Source organism: Bacillus sp. E214, from assembly GCF_008087365.1.
Classification (GTDB): domain Bacteria; phylum Bacillota; class Bacilli; order Bacillales; family Pradoshiaceae; genus Pradoshia.
On record NZ_VENN01000001.1, the window covers coordinates 1 to 17,501 of the forward strand.

Here is a 17,501-nt window from a genome sequence, read left to right on the forward strand (position 1 = left end):
ATCCAGATGTAGAACTTACCCTTGAAAACATACGGAAAGAGGAACCTAAAGGATCCATCCAAATCACCAAGGTTGAAACAGGAACAGATAAGAAACTAAAAGGAGCCGTCCTGCGCCTGTACGATAATCCAGAAGGTACAGGTCAATCGGTAGGTGAACAAACATCTGATGAAAATGGGTTAGTGAAATTTGAGAACCTCTCCTTTGGTACGTACTATCTGAAGGAAATCCAAGCACCAGAGGGATACGAGCTATTAACAGGTATGAAAGAAATAGTTGTCAATGAGGAACATCCAGATGTAGAACTTACCCTTGAAAACATACGGAAAGAGGAACCTAAAGGATCCATCCAAATCACCAAGGTTGAAACAGGAACAGATAAGAAACTAAAAGGAGCCGTCCTGCGCCTGTACGATAATCCAGAAGGTACAGGTCAATCGGTAGGTGAACAAACATCTGATGAAAATGGGTTAGTGAAATTTGAGAACCTCTCCTTTGGTACGTACTATCTGAAGGAAATCCAAGCACCAGAGGGATACGAGCTATTAACAGGTATGAAAGAAATAATAGTCAATGAGGAAAATCCAGATGCAGAGATTACTCTGGAAAACGTACGGAAAGAGGAACCAAAAGGATCTATCGAATTCACCAAAGTGGATAAAGAGAAAGGTCATGGGTTGGAAGGAGCGGTCTTTGGTCTTTTCGATAACAAAAATTGCGAGGGAGAGCCGAAGGCTAAAGCGACATCTGATACAGAAGGGGTAGTAAAATTCGAGCAACTCACATATGGCACATATTATGTGAAGGAACTCACAGCACCGGAAGACTATCAGCTATCTGGGGAAATCAGAGCTGTTACAGTAGATAAAGAACTTGTAACTACAGGTAAGTTTACCAATGAACGAATCAAGGAATTGGTAGGAACTATTGAGTTTACCAAAGTGGATAAAGAGAAAGGTCATGGGTTGGAAGGAGCGGTCTTTGGTCTTTTCGATAACAAAAATTGCGAGGGAGAGCCGAAGGCTAAAGTGACATCTGATACAGAAGGGGTAGTAAAATTCGAGCAACTCACATATGGCACATATTATGTGAAGGAACTCACAGCACCGGAAGACTATCAGCTATCTGGGGAAATCAGAGCCGTTACAGTAGATAAAGAACTTGTAACTACAGGTAAGTTTACCAATGAACGAATCAAGGAATTGGTAGGAACGATCCAGTTCACCAAAGTGGATAAAGAAACAGGTAAAGGCTTAGAAGGAGCGGTCTTTGCTCTCTACGATAATGCGGAATGTAAGGGAGAGGCAAAGTATAAAGCAACATCTAACAACGATGGGTTGGTAAGATTTGCAGGTGTTCGATATGGAAAATATTATTTAAAGGAAATTAAAGCACCAGAAGGCTATCAAGCTTCCGTTAAAATTTTGCCAATTGAAGTGAATAGCAGCCACCTAAATTTAGATAAAATTGAAGACGAAGCACTAACTGGAACAATCGAATTCACCAAAGTGGATAAAGAAACAGGTAAAGGCTTAGAAGGAGCGGTCTTTGCTCTCTACGATAATGAAGAATGCCAGGGAGAGGCAAAGTATAAAGCAACATCTAACAACGATGGGCTGGTAAGATTTACAGATGTCCGATATGGAACATATTATTTTAAGGAAATTAAAGCGCCAGAAGGCTATCAGTTATCTGATAAAATCACAAAAATTGAAGTGAATAAAAGCCTTCTAAATTTAGGTAAAATCCAAGATGAAGCAATCAAGGATCCAACAGGATCTATCGAACTCAAAAAAATCGATTCCAAAGATAAAAAAGTTCTTGAAGGAGCAGAGTTTGAACTCTATCTAGATGGAAAAGTTATTAAGACAGGAAAAACAGATAAAAATGGTAGTTTGAACTTTGAGAACTTATCATATGGAACCTACGAGATTAAAGAAACGAAAGCGCCAAAAGGATACCAGCTTTCAGATGAAGTGAAAAAAGTTGAAATTAACAGCAGTAAGAAAGTAGTAATTGAATTTGAAAATACTCTCATCAATCAATCTATAATGCCTGGATCACCAAGTGATAGTGATTCATCTAATCAACTAGTTGATTCTGATTCAGATTCCAATGCAATTTCTTCTGATGAAGTTATGACTGGGTCTGACAGTAAACAGCAGACAGGTGAGGGCATGTTCCTTAATGGGCTACCGCAAACAGGTGATGCTCTTACTAGGGCTTTAATTGTACTTGGTCTTATTTTCGTATTCGCGGGAGTTATATTTTTGACTAAACGCGCGAAGAACTGATTGAGTCGATATGAAAAAAATTGGTGGTTTGTTATTACTGATTGGTATTGGTTGCTTGCTGTATTCTTTTTACATTGAAGAAAAGCAAAAAGAAGACATTAATCAATTACAATCTGCATTAGAAACAATCAAAAATACGGATAATTTGGCTGATTCAGAGTTAATCAAAGAAGAAGTGAGCTCATCTTTAAATATCAATGAAGCAGATCTTTCAGATGTTCTCACGCTTACAATCCCATCCATTAATTTGGAGGCACCTGTGTTACCTGAAACAACACAGGAAAGCTTGGATGTTGCCTTAACCCAGATTAAAACGAACCAGGTACCTGGACAAGCAAATTTCACTATTGCTGGCCATAATAGTGCGGTATATGGCAGACATTTTAATCGTTTAGGTGAAGTGGAGAAGGGTGATGTTATCTACTTGATAGATGAAAAGAATGAATTTGTTTATCAAGTTGAATCAAAAATTATTATAGATCCCCAAGAAGTAGAAGTATTAAATGATACCCCGGGAAAAAGGGAGATAACGTTAATTACTTGTACATTAAGTGGAACTAAACGAATTGCGGTAAAAGGCCAATTAATTTCAAGCAAATAAACATAAAATAAAGACTTCTATCTGTCTAAGAGATAGAAGTCTTTGTTTGTATATATTCTTTTAATATCCTTTATAATAAACGGGATATAACGGAGTACGCAGCATGAATCCTCGAAAATTTATCATATCTTATATGGTGAAAATAAACTCCCAATTTTTCAATTAGGAGTTTATTTTATAATTGTATATTCTATTTACTTTGTAATAAAGAGAGCACTGCCAATTTTTCTGGGGCTTTCGCCTAATTTATTAATTAAATTACCATTGATATATAGGGTGCTGGATCCTCCGCCATCTAAATTTACAGCTTCAACTGCCCCTAATTTCATCATAACATCAGCGCTTTGGCTTGCTGTTAAACCACTACTCCCATTAATTCGGCCATCTGTAACTGCCATGATAAACCGTCCATCTTTAGTCTGACCAAACAATGTTCGAGGGTTCCTGCTTTTACTGTGTGAGAAATACTCACTATGCGCTAAATTTATTTTGCCGTTCTGTACTAAAGAATATGAAGTACCAACAGCAAAATAATTATTTTCCTTCATATCTTCTAATTCTTGAAGATTTATTAATGGTGTTGCGATACTACGAATATCTATTTTCCCTGTCTTTTTATATTCCATAATTACGTATTTAGGATTATGGTTACTGGTTACTTGTCCATTTACCATAAATAAACCACCATGTTCCATTTTTGAGTTAAAAAAGCCTAAGTTTATCTTTGCTAGTTCATTTGGTAGCTTAATAGATGACAATGGTTCAAGAACATTAGGTTTTCCTTTGGAAACTGTTAAATTAGCATTAGGATTACTTGTATAGATATGAATATTCGTATTATAATATCTTACATTTTTATAATTAGGTACTGTCTCTTTGATGACAGACTTCTTCATGTATGTCGAGTTGACAAAGCCTGTCTTATTAGCATATTTAACTTTAAACCAACTTCCGGATTTGGAGAGATAGGTCACATTTTTCCCTTTCGGAATGGTTAGGATTACTTTATGTTTATTAGAAGCACCAGTCCTTAAATTGACATTAGCCGTTGTTTGATATGTAACGGTAGCCTGTGAATTAGTCTGGGAATTAGCTGTTGGTTTCTTTAAATAAGAAGAGCTCACAAAGCCTGTCTTATTAGCATATTTAACCTTAAACCAACTTCCAGATTTGGAGAGATAAGTCACATTTTTTCCTTTCGGAATGGTTAGGATTACTTTATGCTTATTAGAAGCACCAGTCCTTAAATTGACATTAGCCGTTGTTTGATATGTAACGGTAGCCTGGGTACTAGCCTGTGAATTAGCAGTTGGTTTCTTTAAATAAGAAGAGCTCACAAAGCCTGTCTTATTAGCATATTTAACCTTAAACCAACTTCCGGATTTGGAGAGATAGGTCACATTTTTCCCTTTCGGAATGGTTAGGATTACTTTATGCTTATTAGAAGCACCAGTCCTTAAATTGACATTAGCCGTTGTTTGATATGTAACGGTAGCCTGGGTACTAGCCTGTGAATTAGCAGTTGGTTTCTTTAAATAAGAAGAGCTCACAAAGCCTGTCTTATTAGCATATTTAACCTTAAACCAACTTCCGGATTTGGAGAGATAGGTCACATTTTTCCCTTTCGGAATGGTTAGGATTACTTTATGCTTATTGGACGAACCGGCTCTTAAATTGACATTAGCTGTCGTTTGATAGAGTGTGGAAGAAGAAACGGTTGCTGCGTCTACTTTTGTGTATAAATCAGTTGTTCCAAATAAAACCAAACCAAATGTAATAAAAATTAATACGATTTTTTGTGTCAATGAGTTTCTCATGCAAGACTTTCTCCTAATATTTGTGATAAATAATTTGTTGTGATAGTTATAATAATATAAAAATATTAATATATTTACTTATAGAAATAAACAAAAAATTAGCTATTTTATTATTTTTATATAATTAATAAGGAATAAATAAAGGATTCTTAATAAGGACAGAAGTAAATTATAAATGAGGATGTATTTGTGTTTTTTAGATAAGGTGAGTTGTTTATTAAAATCATTGAACTAAAGTGAAAAAAGTATGAGGTTTGCAGATATTTTTCTGTGAAAATAACAAGATATGGACTGACACATAGGTCCTTGTTGAACTGGTTATATTTAATCAAAAAAGGGAGATATGTTGAGTTAACAACATGTCTCCCTTTTTGATTTATTGTCTTTTGACTGAAATCTCTATACGGACACCATTTTTGTATATCTATCTTATTTTTGTATTTAAATTAAATTTTCTATTTGTTTATTTTGAATTATTTCTTTGCTGGTTTTAGGAACAAATCGCTCCGTAAGTGCTGAGATAGCGCCATCGCCTGTTACATTGCATGCTGTTCCGAAGCTATCCTGAGCTAGGTATAATGCGATCATGAGGGAAAGCATGTTATCAGAGAAACCGAGCATGGATTCTAATAAACCAAGTGCAGCCATAACAGCTCCTCCTGGAACTCCTGGTGCGGCGATCATTGTGACACCAAGCATTAAAATAAATGGTAGCATTTGTGTGATGCTAGCATCCGTACCCTGTAACAGCATAACTGCCATCGCACAGCTGACGAGGGTAATTGTACTTCCAGATAAATGGATAGTTGCTAATAGTGGAACAGTGAAGTTTGCTACTTTATCTTTCACACCCATTTTTTTAGTCCGATCCACAGTAACAGGAATCGTTGATGCGGAAGACTGAGTGCCTAAAGCTGTAAAATACGCTGGTAACATAGTCTTAAGCATTTTAAATGGATTTTTCTTAGAAGCTGCACCCGCAACTGTATACTGTATGACTAACATAAACAAATGTAAAGCAATGATCATCACAAATACTTTAGCAAATACACTTAAGATAGACGCAATTTGACCGCCCTGAGTCATGTTTGCGAATATACCAAAGATATGAAATGGTAAAAGAGGGATAATAATCGTATTAATTACTTTCACGACAATCTCTTTGAATTCTTCCATTACATTAAGAAGTGCTTCTCCTTTGATAGACGCCATCCCTACACCAATTGTGAAGGCTACAAGCAAAGCCGTCATAACACCCATTACAGCAGGCATCTCAATTGTAAAATATGGAGAGAGTAAAGCTTCCTCAGGATTTGCAAAGCTTTGAGCAGTCTGGTTTTTTAATATAACAGGATACAATGCTTTGGCCACGAAAAAAGCAATCAAGCCAGCTATTATTGTAGAAGCATAGGCTAATCCAGTTGTGATACCGAGCATTTTGCCGGCACCTTTCCCCATCATTCCAATTCCTGAAGCAATAAAACCAATGATAATAAAGGGAATAATAAATTCTAAAAAGCTGCTAAAAAGCCCGTTGAAAGTAGTGAAAATACGAAGCATCCAGGCTGGAGCAATCATTCCTATACCAATACCGAGAAAAATAGCTAATATAATCTTGGGTAATATACCGAATCGTTTCATGGTGTCCTCCTTATAAATACAGTTGTACTCTATATGTGGATTATACAGAAAAATGAATTAAAAAGTAACCTTTATGCTTAAAAAGAATAAAATAATGTTTTTTGATTGGTGATTGGAGTTAAATCTCTTAAATTTGGGATATCCATATTGGTTAAATAATATAAATGAAAAAGCTATAGGGGAGCAGAGAAAACGTTTTAAATTCAATATATTTCCATATAATGATATAATTGATTGGAGATATATAATCATTCTCTATTTATTCTTCTGTTTACTGACTTTAAATAATGAGTGATTGTGTGTATGAATGGAGGAGATATATGCTAGGAATTCTGGAGTTTCAGTTAAGCAAGATTATAGTTAATATCTTCATTATTATTGGGATTTTTTGTTTTGTGGTCCTTTTTACAAAGCAAGCCGAGTATGTTGAAAGCCTAAAAGGAAATGCGATTACCTCTGAAGATATGAAAATTTCTCTTATTAAGAGAATGGCTTATGGCGCAGTTTTAGCTATCATTACTATTTTAATTGAGTATATCTTGGTTTATTATCTGTCGGGTTATTTTAAAGTAGAGATTAACGAATTTAGTTTTATATTCAGTATCTTTGTTTTGTGTTTTTTCTTAATGATAGGAGTGGGCCCAAAGGAATATACTGAACCAACCACTAATAATTATTGGGTTAGACAAGAGTTATACTGGACACTCGACAATAAAGAATTTGATATATTGGGAAAACCATATTTAATAGGGGCTGTAACTTTTTTTCTCATCCATTTAGTTTACTTCATCGTCTAGATCCTCAACAGTTTGATCTAATCATGATATTCCATCCCTCACGATCTCCTCTTATTAAATGATAAATGGTCGTTTTTTGTGTAAAATCATTCCAATGACCCATAGAGAATCATGAATATTTTTGATAAAAATAAATAATTATACATAGATAGAATGGTTTATTTAGGTTTTAAAGGTATAAAAAGTAAATGTATCTATTGCTAATTTTTCCATAAACTGATAATATTAGGACGTTGTTATTTTGGAAAGCAAATATTCAAATAGTTAGAGTCTTTCCAAGCAGATAAAAATTGACCACTTGCCCACGGGAAGTTAAGGCCATACGGACAGCCGGGTCAAATGCCGACAGGCAACATTAGTTGCCCTATTGATTGAGTTAGAAGCTCAAATTTTATAAGTTGGTTACTTTATAACCAGTACGACATAAATCGTGCAAAACTTGTGAAACGGTCAATAAGAGTGGTAAAAGTATTTATTTGCTATATAGACTCTGATCTCCTTTTTAGGTATGTTGAATATTAAAAAGCTTTTCAGACATAAAATTCATTATGCGTGGCAATATGTCTGTATTTGTATATGCTTTTTAATAGGATAATAATATCTACAAGCAAGTGATGTGCAATGAAATGCGCGTACACTTGCTTTTTTGTTGTCTTTTAACTTTATCAATTAATAAAAATCACCCCATAAATTCTTACGATTTAAACCAGATGGAAAGGGAAGTGGGAGAATTTTCAGCGAGAGGAAGTTTTGTGATGAATGAACGAGAAAGATTATTTCGTCTTTCGCAGGGGCGGGCACCTATTTATGAAGCTTTGGAAGAGTTCAAGAAAAAGCGAATTGTTCCTTTTGATGTACCCGGTCATAAACGCGGGAGAGGTAATCCCGAATTGACAGCTTTTTTGGGGGAGCAAGCGGTTAGCGTGGATGTTAACTCGATGAAGCCGCTTGATAATCTCTGTCACCCGGTATCCGTCATTAAAGAAGCAGAAGAATTAGCAGCTGAGGCATTTGGTGCTGCACATGCATTTTTTATGGTGAATGGAACGACATCTGCCGTACAGGGGATGGTCCTAACAGCTTGTAAAGCGGGAGATAAGATTATTCTTCCCCGAAATGTTCATCGCAGTGTCATTAACGCGCTTGTTCTATGTGGTGCCGTGCCGGTATATGTAAATCCGGAAATGGATAAAAATCTAGGAATTGCGCTTGGTATGTCTCTCAACCAGGTGGAAAAAGCGATTAAAGAAAACCCAGAGGCTAAAGCCATTTTGGTCAATAATCCAACCTATTATGGAATCTGCTCGGATTTACGAGGGATTGTGAGGCTTGCTCATCAGCATAACATGCTTGTTCTTGCAGATGAAGCACATGGAGCACATTTATACTTTGGAAAAAACCTTCCCGTGACTGCCATGGCTGCTGGTGCAGATATGGCTTCAGTCAGCATGCATAAATCCGGGGGAAGTTTGACGCAAAGCTCATTTATGTTAATGGGACCCTCTGTGAATGTTGGTTATGCAAGGCAAATTGTTAATCTAACACAAACAACAAGCGGATCATATTTGCTGCTTTCAAGCTTGGATCTTTCACGAAGAAATCTAGCGTTAAATGGAGAACGGATTTTCGATGATGTTATTAATCTTGCAGAATATGTTCGGAACGAAATCAATCAAATTGGTAACTATTATGCCTTTTCAAGAGAATTGGTGAATGGAGACAGCATATTTGATTTTGATGTAACTAAGCTCTCGGTACATACATTAGATATTGGACTAGCGGGAATTGAGGTATATGACTTATTGCGAGATGAGTATGATATCCAAATTGAATTTGGAGATATAGGCAATATTTTGGCCTATGTATCTGTTGGTGATCGGAAAAGAGATGTCGAACGTCTGATTAGTGCCCTATCAGAAATACGTCGCCGTTATTCGACTGATAAATCAGGTCTGATTACACAAGAATATATTGACCCGGAGGTTGTGATTACACCGCAGGAGGCATTCTATGCAGATAAAGAATCATTGAGTCTGCGAGATACAGAGGGTCGGGTGTGCAGTGAGTTTGTGATGTGCTATCCTCCTGGAATTCCAATCCTCGCACCAGGTGAAAGAATTACGAAAGAAATCATTGAGTATATTGACTATGCAAAAGCAAAAGGCTGTTCCATGACAGGACCGGAAGACCTTGCTATTGAACGTCTGAATGTACTAAAGGGAGTGTGACAGCATGGAGTTGTGGTTTCATGAACGTAGCACGGCAGAAGTAAAGCTTTCCATCAAGGTGGACAAGCATTTATACAGTGAACAGAGTGAATTTCAGAGGATTGATATCTTTGATTCGAACGAATTTGGGAGATTTTTGACCCTGGATGGCTATATGATGATGACTGAAAAAGATGAGTTTATTTATCATGAGATGATTACCCATGTACCTATGGCTGTTCATCCAAATCCACGGAAGGTTTTGGTTATTGGTGCAGGGGATGGCGGTGTTGTACGTGAGCTAACCCGTTATCAACAGATTGAACATATTGACATGGTGGAAATTGACGAAAAGGTAGTTGAAGCCTGTAAAAATTATTTGCCTTTAACAGCTTCTAAGCTTGATGACGAACGGGTTCATATTCATTATGAGGATGGGCTGAAATTTGTTCGATCCTGTGAAAATCAATATGATTTAATCATCGTGGATTCAACCGACCCATTCGGACCGGGTGAAGGCTTGTTTACGAAAGAATTTTACGGTAATTGCTACAAGGCCTTACATGAAGATGGAATTATGGTAAATCAGCATGAGAGTCCGTTTTATGCAGAAGACAGGGCAGCGATGCAGAGGGCGCACCAACGGATTATCGACTGTTTCCCAATTAGCAGGGTATATCAGGCACATATTCCATCCTACCCGTCCGGCCACTGGTTGTTTGGATTTGCATCCAAAAAATATCAACCTCTTGCAGATTTAAATCAAGAGGCTTGGAAACAGTTAGGTATTAAAACACGCTATTACAATCCTAATTTACACCGTGGTTCCTTTGCTTTGCCAACGTATGTGGAGGAGCTGCTGAGGGACGTGGAAGATATTCCATGAAAATCTTCTAGTGTTTAAAACAAGCAGAAAGAAGTTTGTTAGATAAATAAATAATGGATTGGAGATATGAAAAATGGGAAAAGCACTGATTATTGGTTGTGGCGGAGTAGCCTCTGTGGCAATAAACAAATGTGTACAAAACAGTGAGGTATTTGAAGAGATTTGTATTGCAAGTCGTACTAAGTCCAAATGTGATGATTTAAAAGCTAAGCTTGACGGCGGTAAGACAAAAATTACAACGGCTCAGGTGGATGCAAACAATGTGGATGAGCTAATTGCTTTAATAGAAGAAGTGAATCCGGATATAGTAATGAACCTTGCCTTACCATATCAGGATTTAACGATTATGGATGCCTGTCTTGCAACTAAAACTCATTATATGGATACAGCTAATTATGAGCCTGAAGATACAGCGAAGTTTGAATATAAATGGCAATGGGATTACCGTGAGCGCTTTGAAGAAGTGGGTATTACTGCATTATTAGGAAGCGGATTTGATCCTGGCGTTACAGGAGTATTCTCAGCCCATGCCTTAAAACATCATTTTGATGAAATTGAATACATTGATATTTTAGACTGTAATGCAGGTGACCATGGTTATCCTTTTGCAACAAACTTTAATCCTGAAATAAATATCCGTGAAGTAACAGCAAATGGCTCCTATTGGGAAAATGGCCAATGGGTAGAAACAGAGCCAATGGAAATTAAACGTACGTACAATTTCCCTGAGATCGGTGACAAAGATATGTATCTATTACATCATGAAGAAATTGAATCACTTGCTTTGAATATTCCTGGCATTAAGCGGATTCGTTTCTTTATGACATTTGGGCAAAGTTATCTCACTCATTTAAAATGTCTAGAAAATGTTGGGATGACATCTATTGAGCCAATCGAATTTGAAGGGAAAGAAATCATACCTCTTCAATTTTTAAAAGCAGTACTTCCAGACCCTTCTTCACTTGGTCCGCGTACAAAAGGAAAAACGAATATTGGCTGTATTTTCCGCGGTAAAAAAGATGGAAAAGATAAAACTTATTATGTATACAATGTTTGTGATCATGAAGCGTGTTACAAAGAAGTGGGATCACAGGCGGTTGCTTATACAACAGGGGTTCCTGCAATGATTGGTGCGATGATGGTTATGAACGGAAATTGGAACAAGCCTGGTGTTTACAATATTGAGGAATTTGATCCAGATCCGTTCATGGAAGCATTGAATAAATGGGGACTTCCTTGGAAAGAAAGCTTTGATCCGGAGTTAGTAGACTAAGATGCGCTTTGATCAATTACCAACACCATCTTATGTGGTAGATGAAGGTCTACTCGAGAAAAACCTAAAAATTTTAAAGGGTGTAATGGGTCGAACCGGATGTAAAATTATCCTGGCACAAAAAGCATTTTCTATGCATGCAATGTATCCGTTAATCGGTCAGTATTTGAGTGGGACTGCTGCGAGCGGATTGTATGAAGCTAAGCTTGGCTATGAGGAGATGGGAAAGGAAAATCATGTGTTTTCCCCAGCCTACCGCGAAGATGAGATAGATGAAATTATCTCTATTTGTGATCATATTATCTTCAATTCTTTTTCACAGCTTGAGAGATTTGGGGATAAAGTACTCCAGGCAGGTAAAAGCATAGGCCTCCGTATTAATCCAGAATGTTCGACTCAAGAGGGCCATGAAATCTATGATCCATGCACTAGAGGATCCAGATTTGGTATAACGGCTGATGAATTTCGTCCAGATTTGCTGGAAGGTGTATCGGGATTACATTTCCATACGCTTTGTGAACAGGATTCGGATGCCTTGGCACAAACCCTCAATGCTGTCGAAGAGAAATTTGGAAAATGGCTGCCGCAAATGAAATGGATTAATTTTGGCGGTGGCCACCATATTACAAGAGATGGGTATAATATAGGCCTGCTGGAGGACTGTATTACCCGTATTCAGAAGACATATGATTTGGAGGTTTATCTTGAGCCGGGTGAAGCAATTGCTCTTAATGCCGGATTTCTTGTGACAACGGTTCTTGATACATTAAAGAATGATGTGGAAATTGCTATCCTCGATACTTCGGCTTCCTGTCATATGCCGGATGTGTTGGAAATGCCATATCGCCCTCCGCTTCTTGGTAGTGGTGAACCCGGTGAAAAGGCCCATACGTACAGATTAGGCGGTCCAACCTGCTTAACAGGGGATATTATTGGAGATTATTCATTCGATCAGCCGTTAAAAAGTAATGACCGATTGGTTTTTGGGGATATGGCGATTTATTCGATGGTTAAAAACAATACATTTAACGGAATGGCCCTGCCGACAATTGCTGTACAGGACAAGAATGGTGAATGCCGCATTTTGCATAAATTTAATTATATGGATTTTAAAAATAGACTATCTTAATGAAAAAGCCAGATTCCAATGTGAATCTGGCTTTCTTCTATAGATAGGTATTATATATAGAAGAAACTCGTATATTAAGTTTTCTACGATTTGATTAAAGACGGATATCTCTGATTGTTAAAGGTGTTTTTAATACTTTTGTAGAATTACTTTGAATGAAGAACAACTGAAAACTAGTAAGGGGTGAGACGAAATGGAAAAAAATGAGGTTATCATGATTGAGGAACGAAGTAATAGTAAAATGAATTTTCCATTTATATTAAAGATTGTTGTGATTATTGCACTATTATTTACCGTTATTACTTTAGGTGCAGGGTTGTATAAATTATATGTGTATGAAAGTCCCTATAGTAAAGAGGAAATGATAGACCAAGGATATGAAGAAATATTCAATGAGGAGAAGGCTGTTAATGCATATAATTTATATGATGTGCAGAATTTATCGGTGAATGCCGGAATGGCTACAGCGTATTTTACATTAGCAATTTTGTTTAGCATCCTTGGAATAGGAGCTTTTGTAATGGCTGAAATACTGAAACGGAATGAGCAAAGGAGCATGTTGAGTATAGACAATCTAAAAGAATGAAAAGCTCAAACCCAGTCAGGAGTTTGAGCAAGGTTGAATAAGTTATATAGTCTCTATTGTCCGACCGCTTAACTTCGCAAAAATGTTACTAATAGATAAGAAAACGGTAAAGAATGCATTCAGCACTATATTAATCAAGCCACTGAATATACTAAGAATGAAGTAGACGATTGCTGATATTAAAATACCTTCCATTAACATTTCAATAGAAAATGAACGTTCATAAATTGCACCAATAATAGTAATGAGCCATATTAATACAATATATATCATGGGGAAATAGGCAATGAATTGACAGATCCATGAAAGGATACGTGTAATTCCTGCAGCAATCCAATAAAACGGGGAAAAAAGAATAAGTCGAAAGATCAGGAAGTAATGTTGTATGGTATTCATGCTGGCTCAACTCCTCCGTATTAGTCTAAGGTGCTTCATTATTTAAATTCCCGTAATAATCTCCTTTAAAAATGAAAAAATTGTGAATGATATAGGGGATGTGACAACCATTATAGTTGGTTAACGTTTTATATAAAAATTCAATTAAGATACGAGAAAAAATAGAGGGTTAATTTGTTTATTTTTAAACAGTCTTCTAAATGTATGAGCAGATTTATGAATCTATTAGTCATTTAAACCATAAAAATTAGCAGATAATATGATAGAAGAGGTAAAGGTAAATATAAAAATATGGTAGACCATATAACAAAAGGGTAATGCAATAAAGAACACAATTGCTGTTTATCATAAAAGGAGGACAAGATATGTTAAAAAGACTTTCTCTCTTATCTCTGCTAACGGTATGTATTCTTGTGCTGGGTGCTTGCTCTCAAACAACTGAGGAAGACCAAACTGAGGATACTAATAATAAAGAATTGCAACATGATACACAATCTCATGATATGAAGGGAATGAATCATTCAGGTTCTGGTGAGGTTCCGGAAGATTTAAAAGTGGCTGAAAATCCCTACTTTTAAAGTTGGAAGCCATGCAATCCTTAAAGATGGACATATGGAAGGTATGAAAAGTGCTGAAGCCACCATCATTGGAGCTTATGACACAACCGCATACCGCATTTCTTACAATCCAGCTACAGGTGGGGAAAGGGTGAAAAATCATAAGTGGATTATTCATGAAGAGATAAAAGATAGTGGAGAGGAATCTTTGCAGCCTGGTGCAGAAGCCATTACGACTGCCTCTCATATGGATGGAATGAAGGGTACCACTGTAAAAATTGAATCAGCACAAGAAACGACTGTTTATATGATTGATTACAAACCAACAACAGGTGGGGAAGAAGTAACTAATCACAAATGGGTGACAGATGACGAATTGATGCCTGTTGAATAATTACTCGCATTGCCGAGCCAATCGTTTTGTTTGTTAAACCTTAAAAGGCACCTATCATACTGGTGTAGGTGCCTAGAATAATATCCTCTAATTAAGCTCTTTAATAGCCTATAGGTAAACGAAACTTAAAGGTACTTCCTTTATCTAATTCACTTGATACATCAATGGTGCCGCCGTGCAGACTGACAATCCATTTTACGATCGACAAGCCAAGACCTGTATTGCCGTTAGCAGTTGAGGTACGAGAAGGATCGACGCGATAAAAACGATCCCATATTTTATTTATATGTTCTGCACTAATGCCAATTCCATTATCCGAAATCTCACCTATCACATGATTACCCTGCTGATATAATTTAATCTTTACATATCCGCCAGGCCTTCCATAGGCAACCGCATTCGTAATCAGGTTCATAAGTAATCTCATGATTAACGTTTGATCTGCTTTTATAAAAAGATTATCCTCTAGGTCTGTAATTATCTCAATATCAGCTTTATAAGCCATATAGGTTAATTCTTCTGCTACCATTTCTGTTAACTCACTAATATTAAGCCTTTCAAATAGAAAATGGTCCATATTCTGCTGATCAACTCTGGCCAGTAAAAGTAATTGCGAAATGAGAGAGGACATTTTTTGGGATTGTTTTAGAATGACCTCAAGGGATTCCTTTACTTCTTTTGAATCATCAATTTGAGATAAGGCGTATTCAGATTGAGAGATGATGACAGAAGTAGGTGTCCTTAATTCATGAGAGGCATCAGAAGTAAATTGTTTTTCATTCTCAAATGAAGATTGTAATCTATCGAACATTCGGTCAAAGGTCTGTGCCAAAGCATGAATTTCATCATTTGATCCCTTAAGGTCAATACGTTTTGATAAATCTTGTCCGTCGTTAATTTCACTGACTGTATCAATCATTTTTTGTACGGGACGAAACGCTCTTTTTGTAATAGAATATCCGCCGGTAGCTGCTACAATAATAAGGAATGGAAAAGCAATTAGCGTCACAAGTAAAATGGTGTTCATGGCTGACGATAATTGATTTAATTGATAAACGCCTCGAATCCATATCTCATCATTAAATTTTTTATATGGATGATCATATAATAGCCATTCCTGTCCATTCTGTTCAATGGTTTGAAGTCCATCCTTATTCATTGGTATGTCCCCGTTAAATCCAGATGGAACATTGCCTTCCAGTAAAGCACCATTTTTATCGTAAATTAAAAGAGTGACCCCATCATCATAATACTCAAAATCATTATCTACCTCTAAATGTCCGTTTTCATAATCTATATCTCTAAAACCTTCTTTTACTGATTCCTCGAGTTGGTCCTGGATATTTAACAGAAGAATTTTATCGGAAGAGGCCAAAATAATACTTAATACCATAGCCATAATAATCACAATTAGGCCCGTATACCAGAGAGTGATCTTCATTTTAATAGATAATTTTTTCATGACTCTATCCTCAATACGTAGCCAGACCCTCTAATAGTATGGATAAGCTTGATCTCAAAATCATTATCTATTTTTTTTCTTAGATAACGAATATAAACATCAATGATATTTGAGCCGCCTTCATAATCATAATTCCAAACATGTTGTTCAATATTATCTCGAGACAATACAATATCTTTATTGCGAATCATATATTCCAAAATTGCAAACTCCTTGCTGGAAAGGTCAATATTTTTACCCTGTCGCGTTACCTTATGGGTATTACAGTCCACTACTAAATCTCCCATTTCATAAACGTTGGATGTGTTACCTGATTGCCGGCGCATTAACACCCGTATCCTGGCCAGTAGTTCATCGAAGGCAAATGGTTTGATTAAATAATCATCTGCGCCTAAATCCAGTCCTTTGACCCGATCTTCAATCGTATCTTTTGCGGTTAACAATAAAACCGGAGTACGATTACCTTCTTCTCTTATATGCTGCAAAACTTCCAGTCCATTTACTTCTGGAATCATTATATCTAACACGATCAAATCATAAGAAGCCATGGAAATATAATCGAGTGCATCAGACCCATTTCCACATGCGTCCACACTGTAATTTTCCACTTTTAAACGGTTTGCAAGAACGTTTTGTAAATCTTGTTCATCTTCGACTATGAGAATCCGCATGTTTAGTCTCCTTTTCTTCTTATTTAATATATTTTACTATAATTCACGTTTATTAAAAAAAGATGAGAAAATCATTTTTATTCATTAATGTTCCTTTAATGTTTACCCATTATGATGAAGTCAAGATCAAGGAAAAGAATAAAAGACAGGAGGAGAGGCGTCAAAATTAATGGAATGATAATTGGTTCCTGTTCTGGTCAAATGGTCTTATGTTCTTCGTAAATTAAAAATTCTAATCAATTTTATTGACCAATTAGACCAGTTTGAAGATTAACTAGAAAAGGAAATTGTATATAAACGATAAAAAGGAGAGATAGCTATGTTAACAAAATACAAAAACATGGTAGTAGAAAATAAAAAGAAAATAATCGGTGGCTTTATTGCCATAATTGTTCTTGGTATCGCCATTGTAGGCGGTTATGTTGGAATGGGTTATTACTATGCAAATAAGAATGACAACTATACAGAAGCACAAATTAAAGAAATAGCTTTGAAGCAAATTGATGGAGAAGTTATCAGTGTTCAAAAAGAATTCAATTTGGAAGATGACCGTATTTCCCGTTCTGAATACGAATACGATGTTGAAATTAAAACTTCAGAAAATCTTTTGAAAACAATCACTGTAAAAGGTAGAACAGGTACTATAGAAATAGATGATGATTTTGACGATGATCATATTTCCCGTTCCGAATTTGATGATAAAAATTAAATTCATGAAAATTTCTTAAGTACAACCAACATAAGAGGAAGAACATGTCTAATTGAATTAAATGGATTTAATAATCAGGAG

14 protein-coding genes and 1 pseudogene are annotated in these 17,501 nt (G+C 36.2%); 10 read left to right on the plus strand and 5 right to left on the minus strand.

Annotated features, from left to right (window positions below; all coding sequences use genetic code 11):
* Positions 1 to 2,294: SpaA isopeptide-forming pilin-related protein (locus tag FHY47_RS00020; protein WP_148629473.1), on the plus strand; the 2,294-nt coding region annotated here is incomplete at its 5' end.
* Between the two features lie 10 nt (positions 2,295 to 2,304).
* Entirely contained in the window at positions 2,305 to 2,895 is a 591-nt protein-coding gene (locus tag FHY47_RS00025) for a class D sortase (protein WP_148629474.1), read from the plus strand.
* Positions 2,896 to 3,089: 194 nt separating this feature from the next.
* Here the strand turns inward: FHY47_RS00025 and FHY47_RS00030 are convergent, their stop codons facing one another.
* Together FHY47_RS00030 and FHY47_RS00035 are read right to left on the minus strand one after the other, a co-directional pair.
* Positions 3,090 to 4,712, minus strand: a complete 1,623-nt coding sequence (locus FHY47_RS00030; protein WP_148629475.1) for an SH3 domain-containing protein — start codon at positions 4,710 to 4,712, stop codon at positions 3,090 to 3,092.
* Positions 4,713 to 5,153: 441 nt separating this feature from the next.
* On the minus strand, positions 5,154 to 6,353 hold the full coding sequence (locus FHY47_RS00035) for a dicarboxylate/amino acid:cation symporter (RefSeq protein WP_066101320.1): 1,200 nt from the start codon (positions 6,351 to 6,353) through the stop codon (positions 5,154 to 5,156).
* A 320-nt stretch (positions 6,354 to 6,673) separates the two neighbouring features.
* On the opposite strand from FHY47_RS00035, the gene FHY47_RS00040 reads away from it, so the two are divergent.
* From FHY47_RS00040 to FHY47_RS00065, 6 genes are all read left to right on the plus strand, one after another.
* On the plus strand, positions 6,674 to 7,150 hold the full coding sequence (locus tag FHY47_RS00040; RefSeq protein ID WP_148629476.1) for a hypothetical protein: 477 nt from the start codon (positions 6,674 to 6,676) through the stop codon (positions 7,148 to 7,150).
* A gap of 755 nt (positions 7,151 to 7,905) precedes the next feature.
* Entirely contained in the window at positions 7,906 to 9,378 is a 1,473-nt protein-coding gene (locus tag FHY47_RS00045) for an aminotransferase class I/II-fold pyridoxal phosphate-dependent enzyme (protein ID WP_148629477.1), read from the plus strand.
* A gap of 4 nt (positions 9,379 to 9,382) precedes the next feature.
* On the plus strand, positions 9,383 to 10,243 hold the full coding sequence (speE, locus tag FHY47_RS00050) for a polyamine aminopropyltransferase (protein WP_139891409.1): 861 nt from the start codon (positions 9,383 to 9,385) through the stop codon (positions 10,241 to 10,243).
* 73 nt (positions 10,244 to 10,316) lie between these two features.
* On the plus strand, positions 10,317 to 11,516 hold the full coding sequence (locus FHY47_RS00055; protein WP_139891408.1) for a saccharopine dehydrogenase family protein: 1,200 nt from the start codon (positions 10,317 to 10,319) through the stop codon (positions 11,514 to 11,516).
* Position 11,517: 1 nt separating this feature from the next.
* Positions 11,518 to 12,645: a carboxynorspermidine decarboxylase gene (nspC, locus tag FHY47_RS00060; protein ID WP_066101306.1), complete on the plus strand. Its 1,128-nt coding sequence runs from the start codon at positions 11,518 to 11,520 to the stop codon at positions 12,643 to 12,645.
* Between the two features lie 193 nt (positions 12,646 to 12,838).
* Positions 12,839 to 13,231 carry a hypothetical protein gene (locus tag FHY47_RS00065; RefSeq protein ID WP_066101303.1) on the plus strand — a complete coding sequence of 131 codons (393 nt, stop codon included), beginning with the start codon at positions 12,839 to 12,841 and terminating at the stop codon, positions 13,229 to 13,231.
* Positions 13,232 to 13,273: 42 nt separating this feature from the next.
* Here the strand turns inward: FHY47_RS00065 and FHY47_RS00070 are convergent, their stop codons facing one another.
* A complete protein-coding gene (locus FHY47_RS00070; RefSeq protein ID WP_066101300.1) occupies positions 13,274 to 13,627 on the minus strand; it encodes a hypothetical protein in 354 nt (117 codons plus the stop codon).
* A 365-nt stretch (positions 13,628 to 13,992) separates the two neighbouring features.
* Between FHY47_RS00070 and FHY47_RS00075 the strand changes: the two are divergent.
* Positions 13,993 to 14,578, plus strand: a pseudogene (locus tag FHY47_RS00075) (YdhK family protein).
* A gap of 100 nt (positions 14,579 to 14,678) precedes the next feature.
* Here FHY47_RS00075 and FHY47_RS00080 read toward each other — a convergent pair.
* Both FHY47_RS00080 and FHY47_RS00085 read right to left on the minus strand, forming a co-directional pair.
* Entirely contained in the window at positions 14,679 to 16,040 is a 1,362-nt protein-coding gene (locus FHY47_RS00080; RefSeq protein WP_066101297.1) for a HAMP domain-containing histidine kinase, read from the minus strand.
* On the minus strand, positions 16,037 to 16,711 hold the full coding sequence (locus FHY47_RS00085; protein ID WP_066101294.1) for a response regulator transcription factor: 675 nt from the start codon (positions 16,709 to 16,711) through the stop codon (positions 16,037 to 16,039). Before FHY47_RS00085 ends, FHY47_RS00080 begins: the two co-directional genes overlap by 4 nt.
* A 319-nt stretch (positions 16,712 to 17,030) precedes the next feature.
* On the opposite strand from FHY47_RS00085, the gene FHY47_RS00090 reads away from it, so the two are divergent.
* Complete coding sequence (locus FHY47_RS00090) at positions 17,031 to 17,420, plus strand: PepSY domain-containing protein (protein ID WP_225983665.1); 390 nt, start codon at positions 17,031 to 17,033, stop codon at positions 17,418 to 17,420.
* The last annotated feature ends 81 nt before the right edge of the window (positions 17,421 to 17,501 follow it).

Coding starts and splice junctions, on each gene's coding strand:
- FHY47_RS00025 (WP_148629474.1), top strand. CDS start 2,305: ATGAAAAAAATTGGTGGTTTGTTATTACTGATTGGTATTGGTTGCTTG.
- FHY47_RS00030 (WP_148629475.1), bottom strand. CDS start 4,712: ATGAGAAACTCATTGACACAAAAAATCGTATTAATTTTTATTACATTT.
- FHY47_RS00035 (WP_066101320.1), bottom strand. CDS start 6,353: ATGAAACGATTCGGTATATTACCCAAGATTATATTAGCTATTTTTCTC.
- FHY47_RS00040 (WP_148629476.1), top strand. CDS start 6,674: ATGCTAGGAATTCTGGAGTTTCAGTTAAGCAAGATTATAGTTAATATC.
- FHY47_RS00045 (WP_148629477.1), top strand. CDS start 7,906: ATGAATGAACGAGAAAGATTATTTCGTCTTTCGCAGGGGCGGGCACCT.
- speE (WP_139891409.1), top strand. CDS start 9,383: ATGGAGTTGTGGTTTCATGAACGTAGCACGGCAGAAGTAAAGCTTTCC.
- FHY47_RS00055 (WP_139891408.1), top strand. CDS start 10,317: ATGGGAAAAGCACTGATTATTGGTTGTGGCGGAGTAGCCTCTGTGGCA.
- nspC (WP_066101306.1), top strand. CDS start 11,518: ATGCGCTTTGATCAATTACCAACACCATCTTATGTGGTAGATGAAGGT.
- FHY47_RS00065 (WP_066101303.1), top strand. CDS start 12,839: ATGGAAAAAAATGAGGTTATCATGATTGAGGAACGAAGTAATAGTAAA.
- FHY47_RS00070 (WP_066101300.1), bottom strand. CDS start 13,627: ATGAATACCATACAACATTACTTCCTGATCTTTCGACTTATTCTTTTT.
- FHY47_RS00080 (WP_066101297.1), bottom strand. CDS start 16,040: ATGAAAAAATTATCTATTAAAATGAAGATCACTCTCTGGTATACGGGC.
- FHY47_RS00085 (WP_066101294.1), bottom strand. CDS start 16,711: ATGCGGATTCTCATAGTCGAAGATGAACAAGATTTACAAAACGTTCTT.
- FHY47_RS00090 (WP_225983665.1), top strand. CDS start 17,031: ATGTTAACAAAATACAAAAACATGGTAGTAGAAAATAAAAAGAAAATA.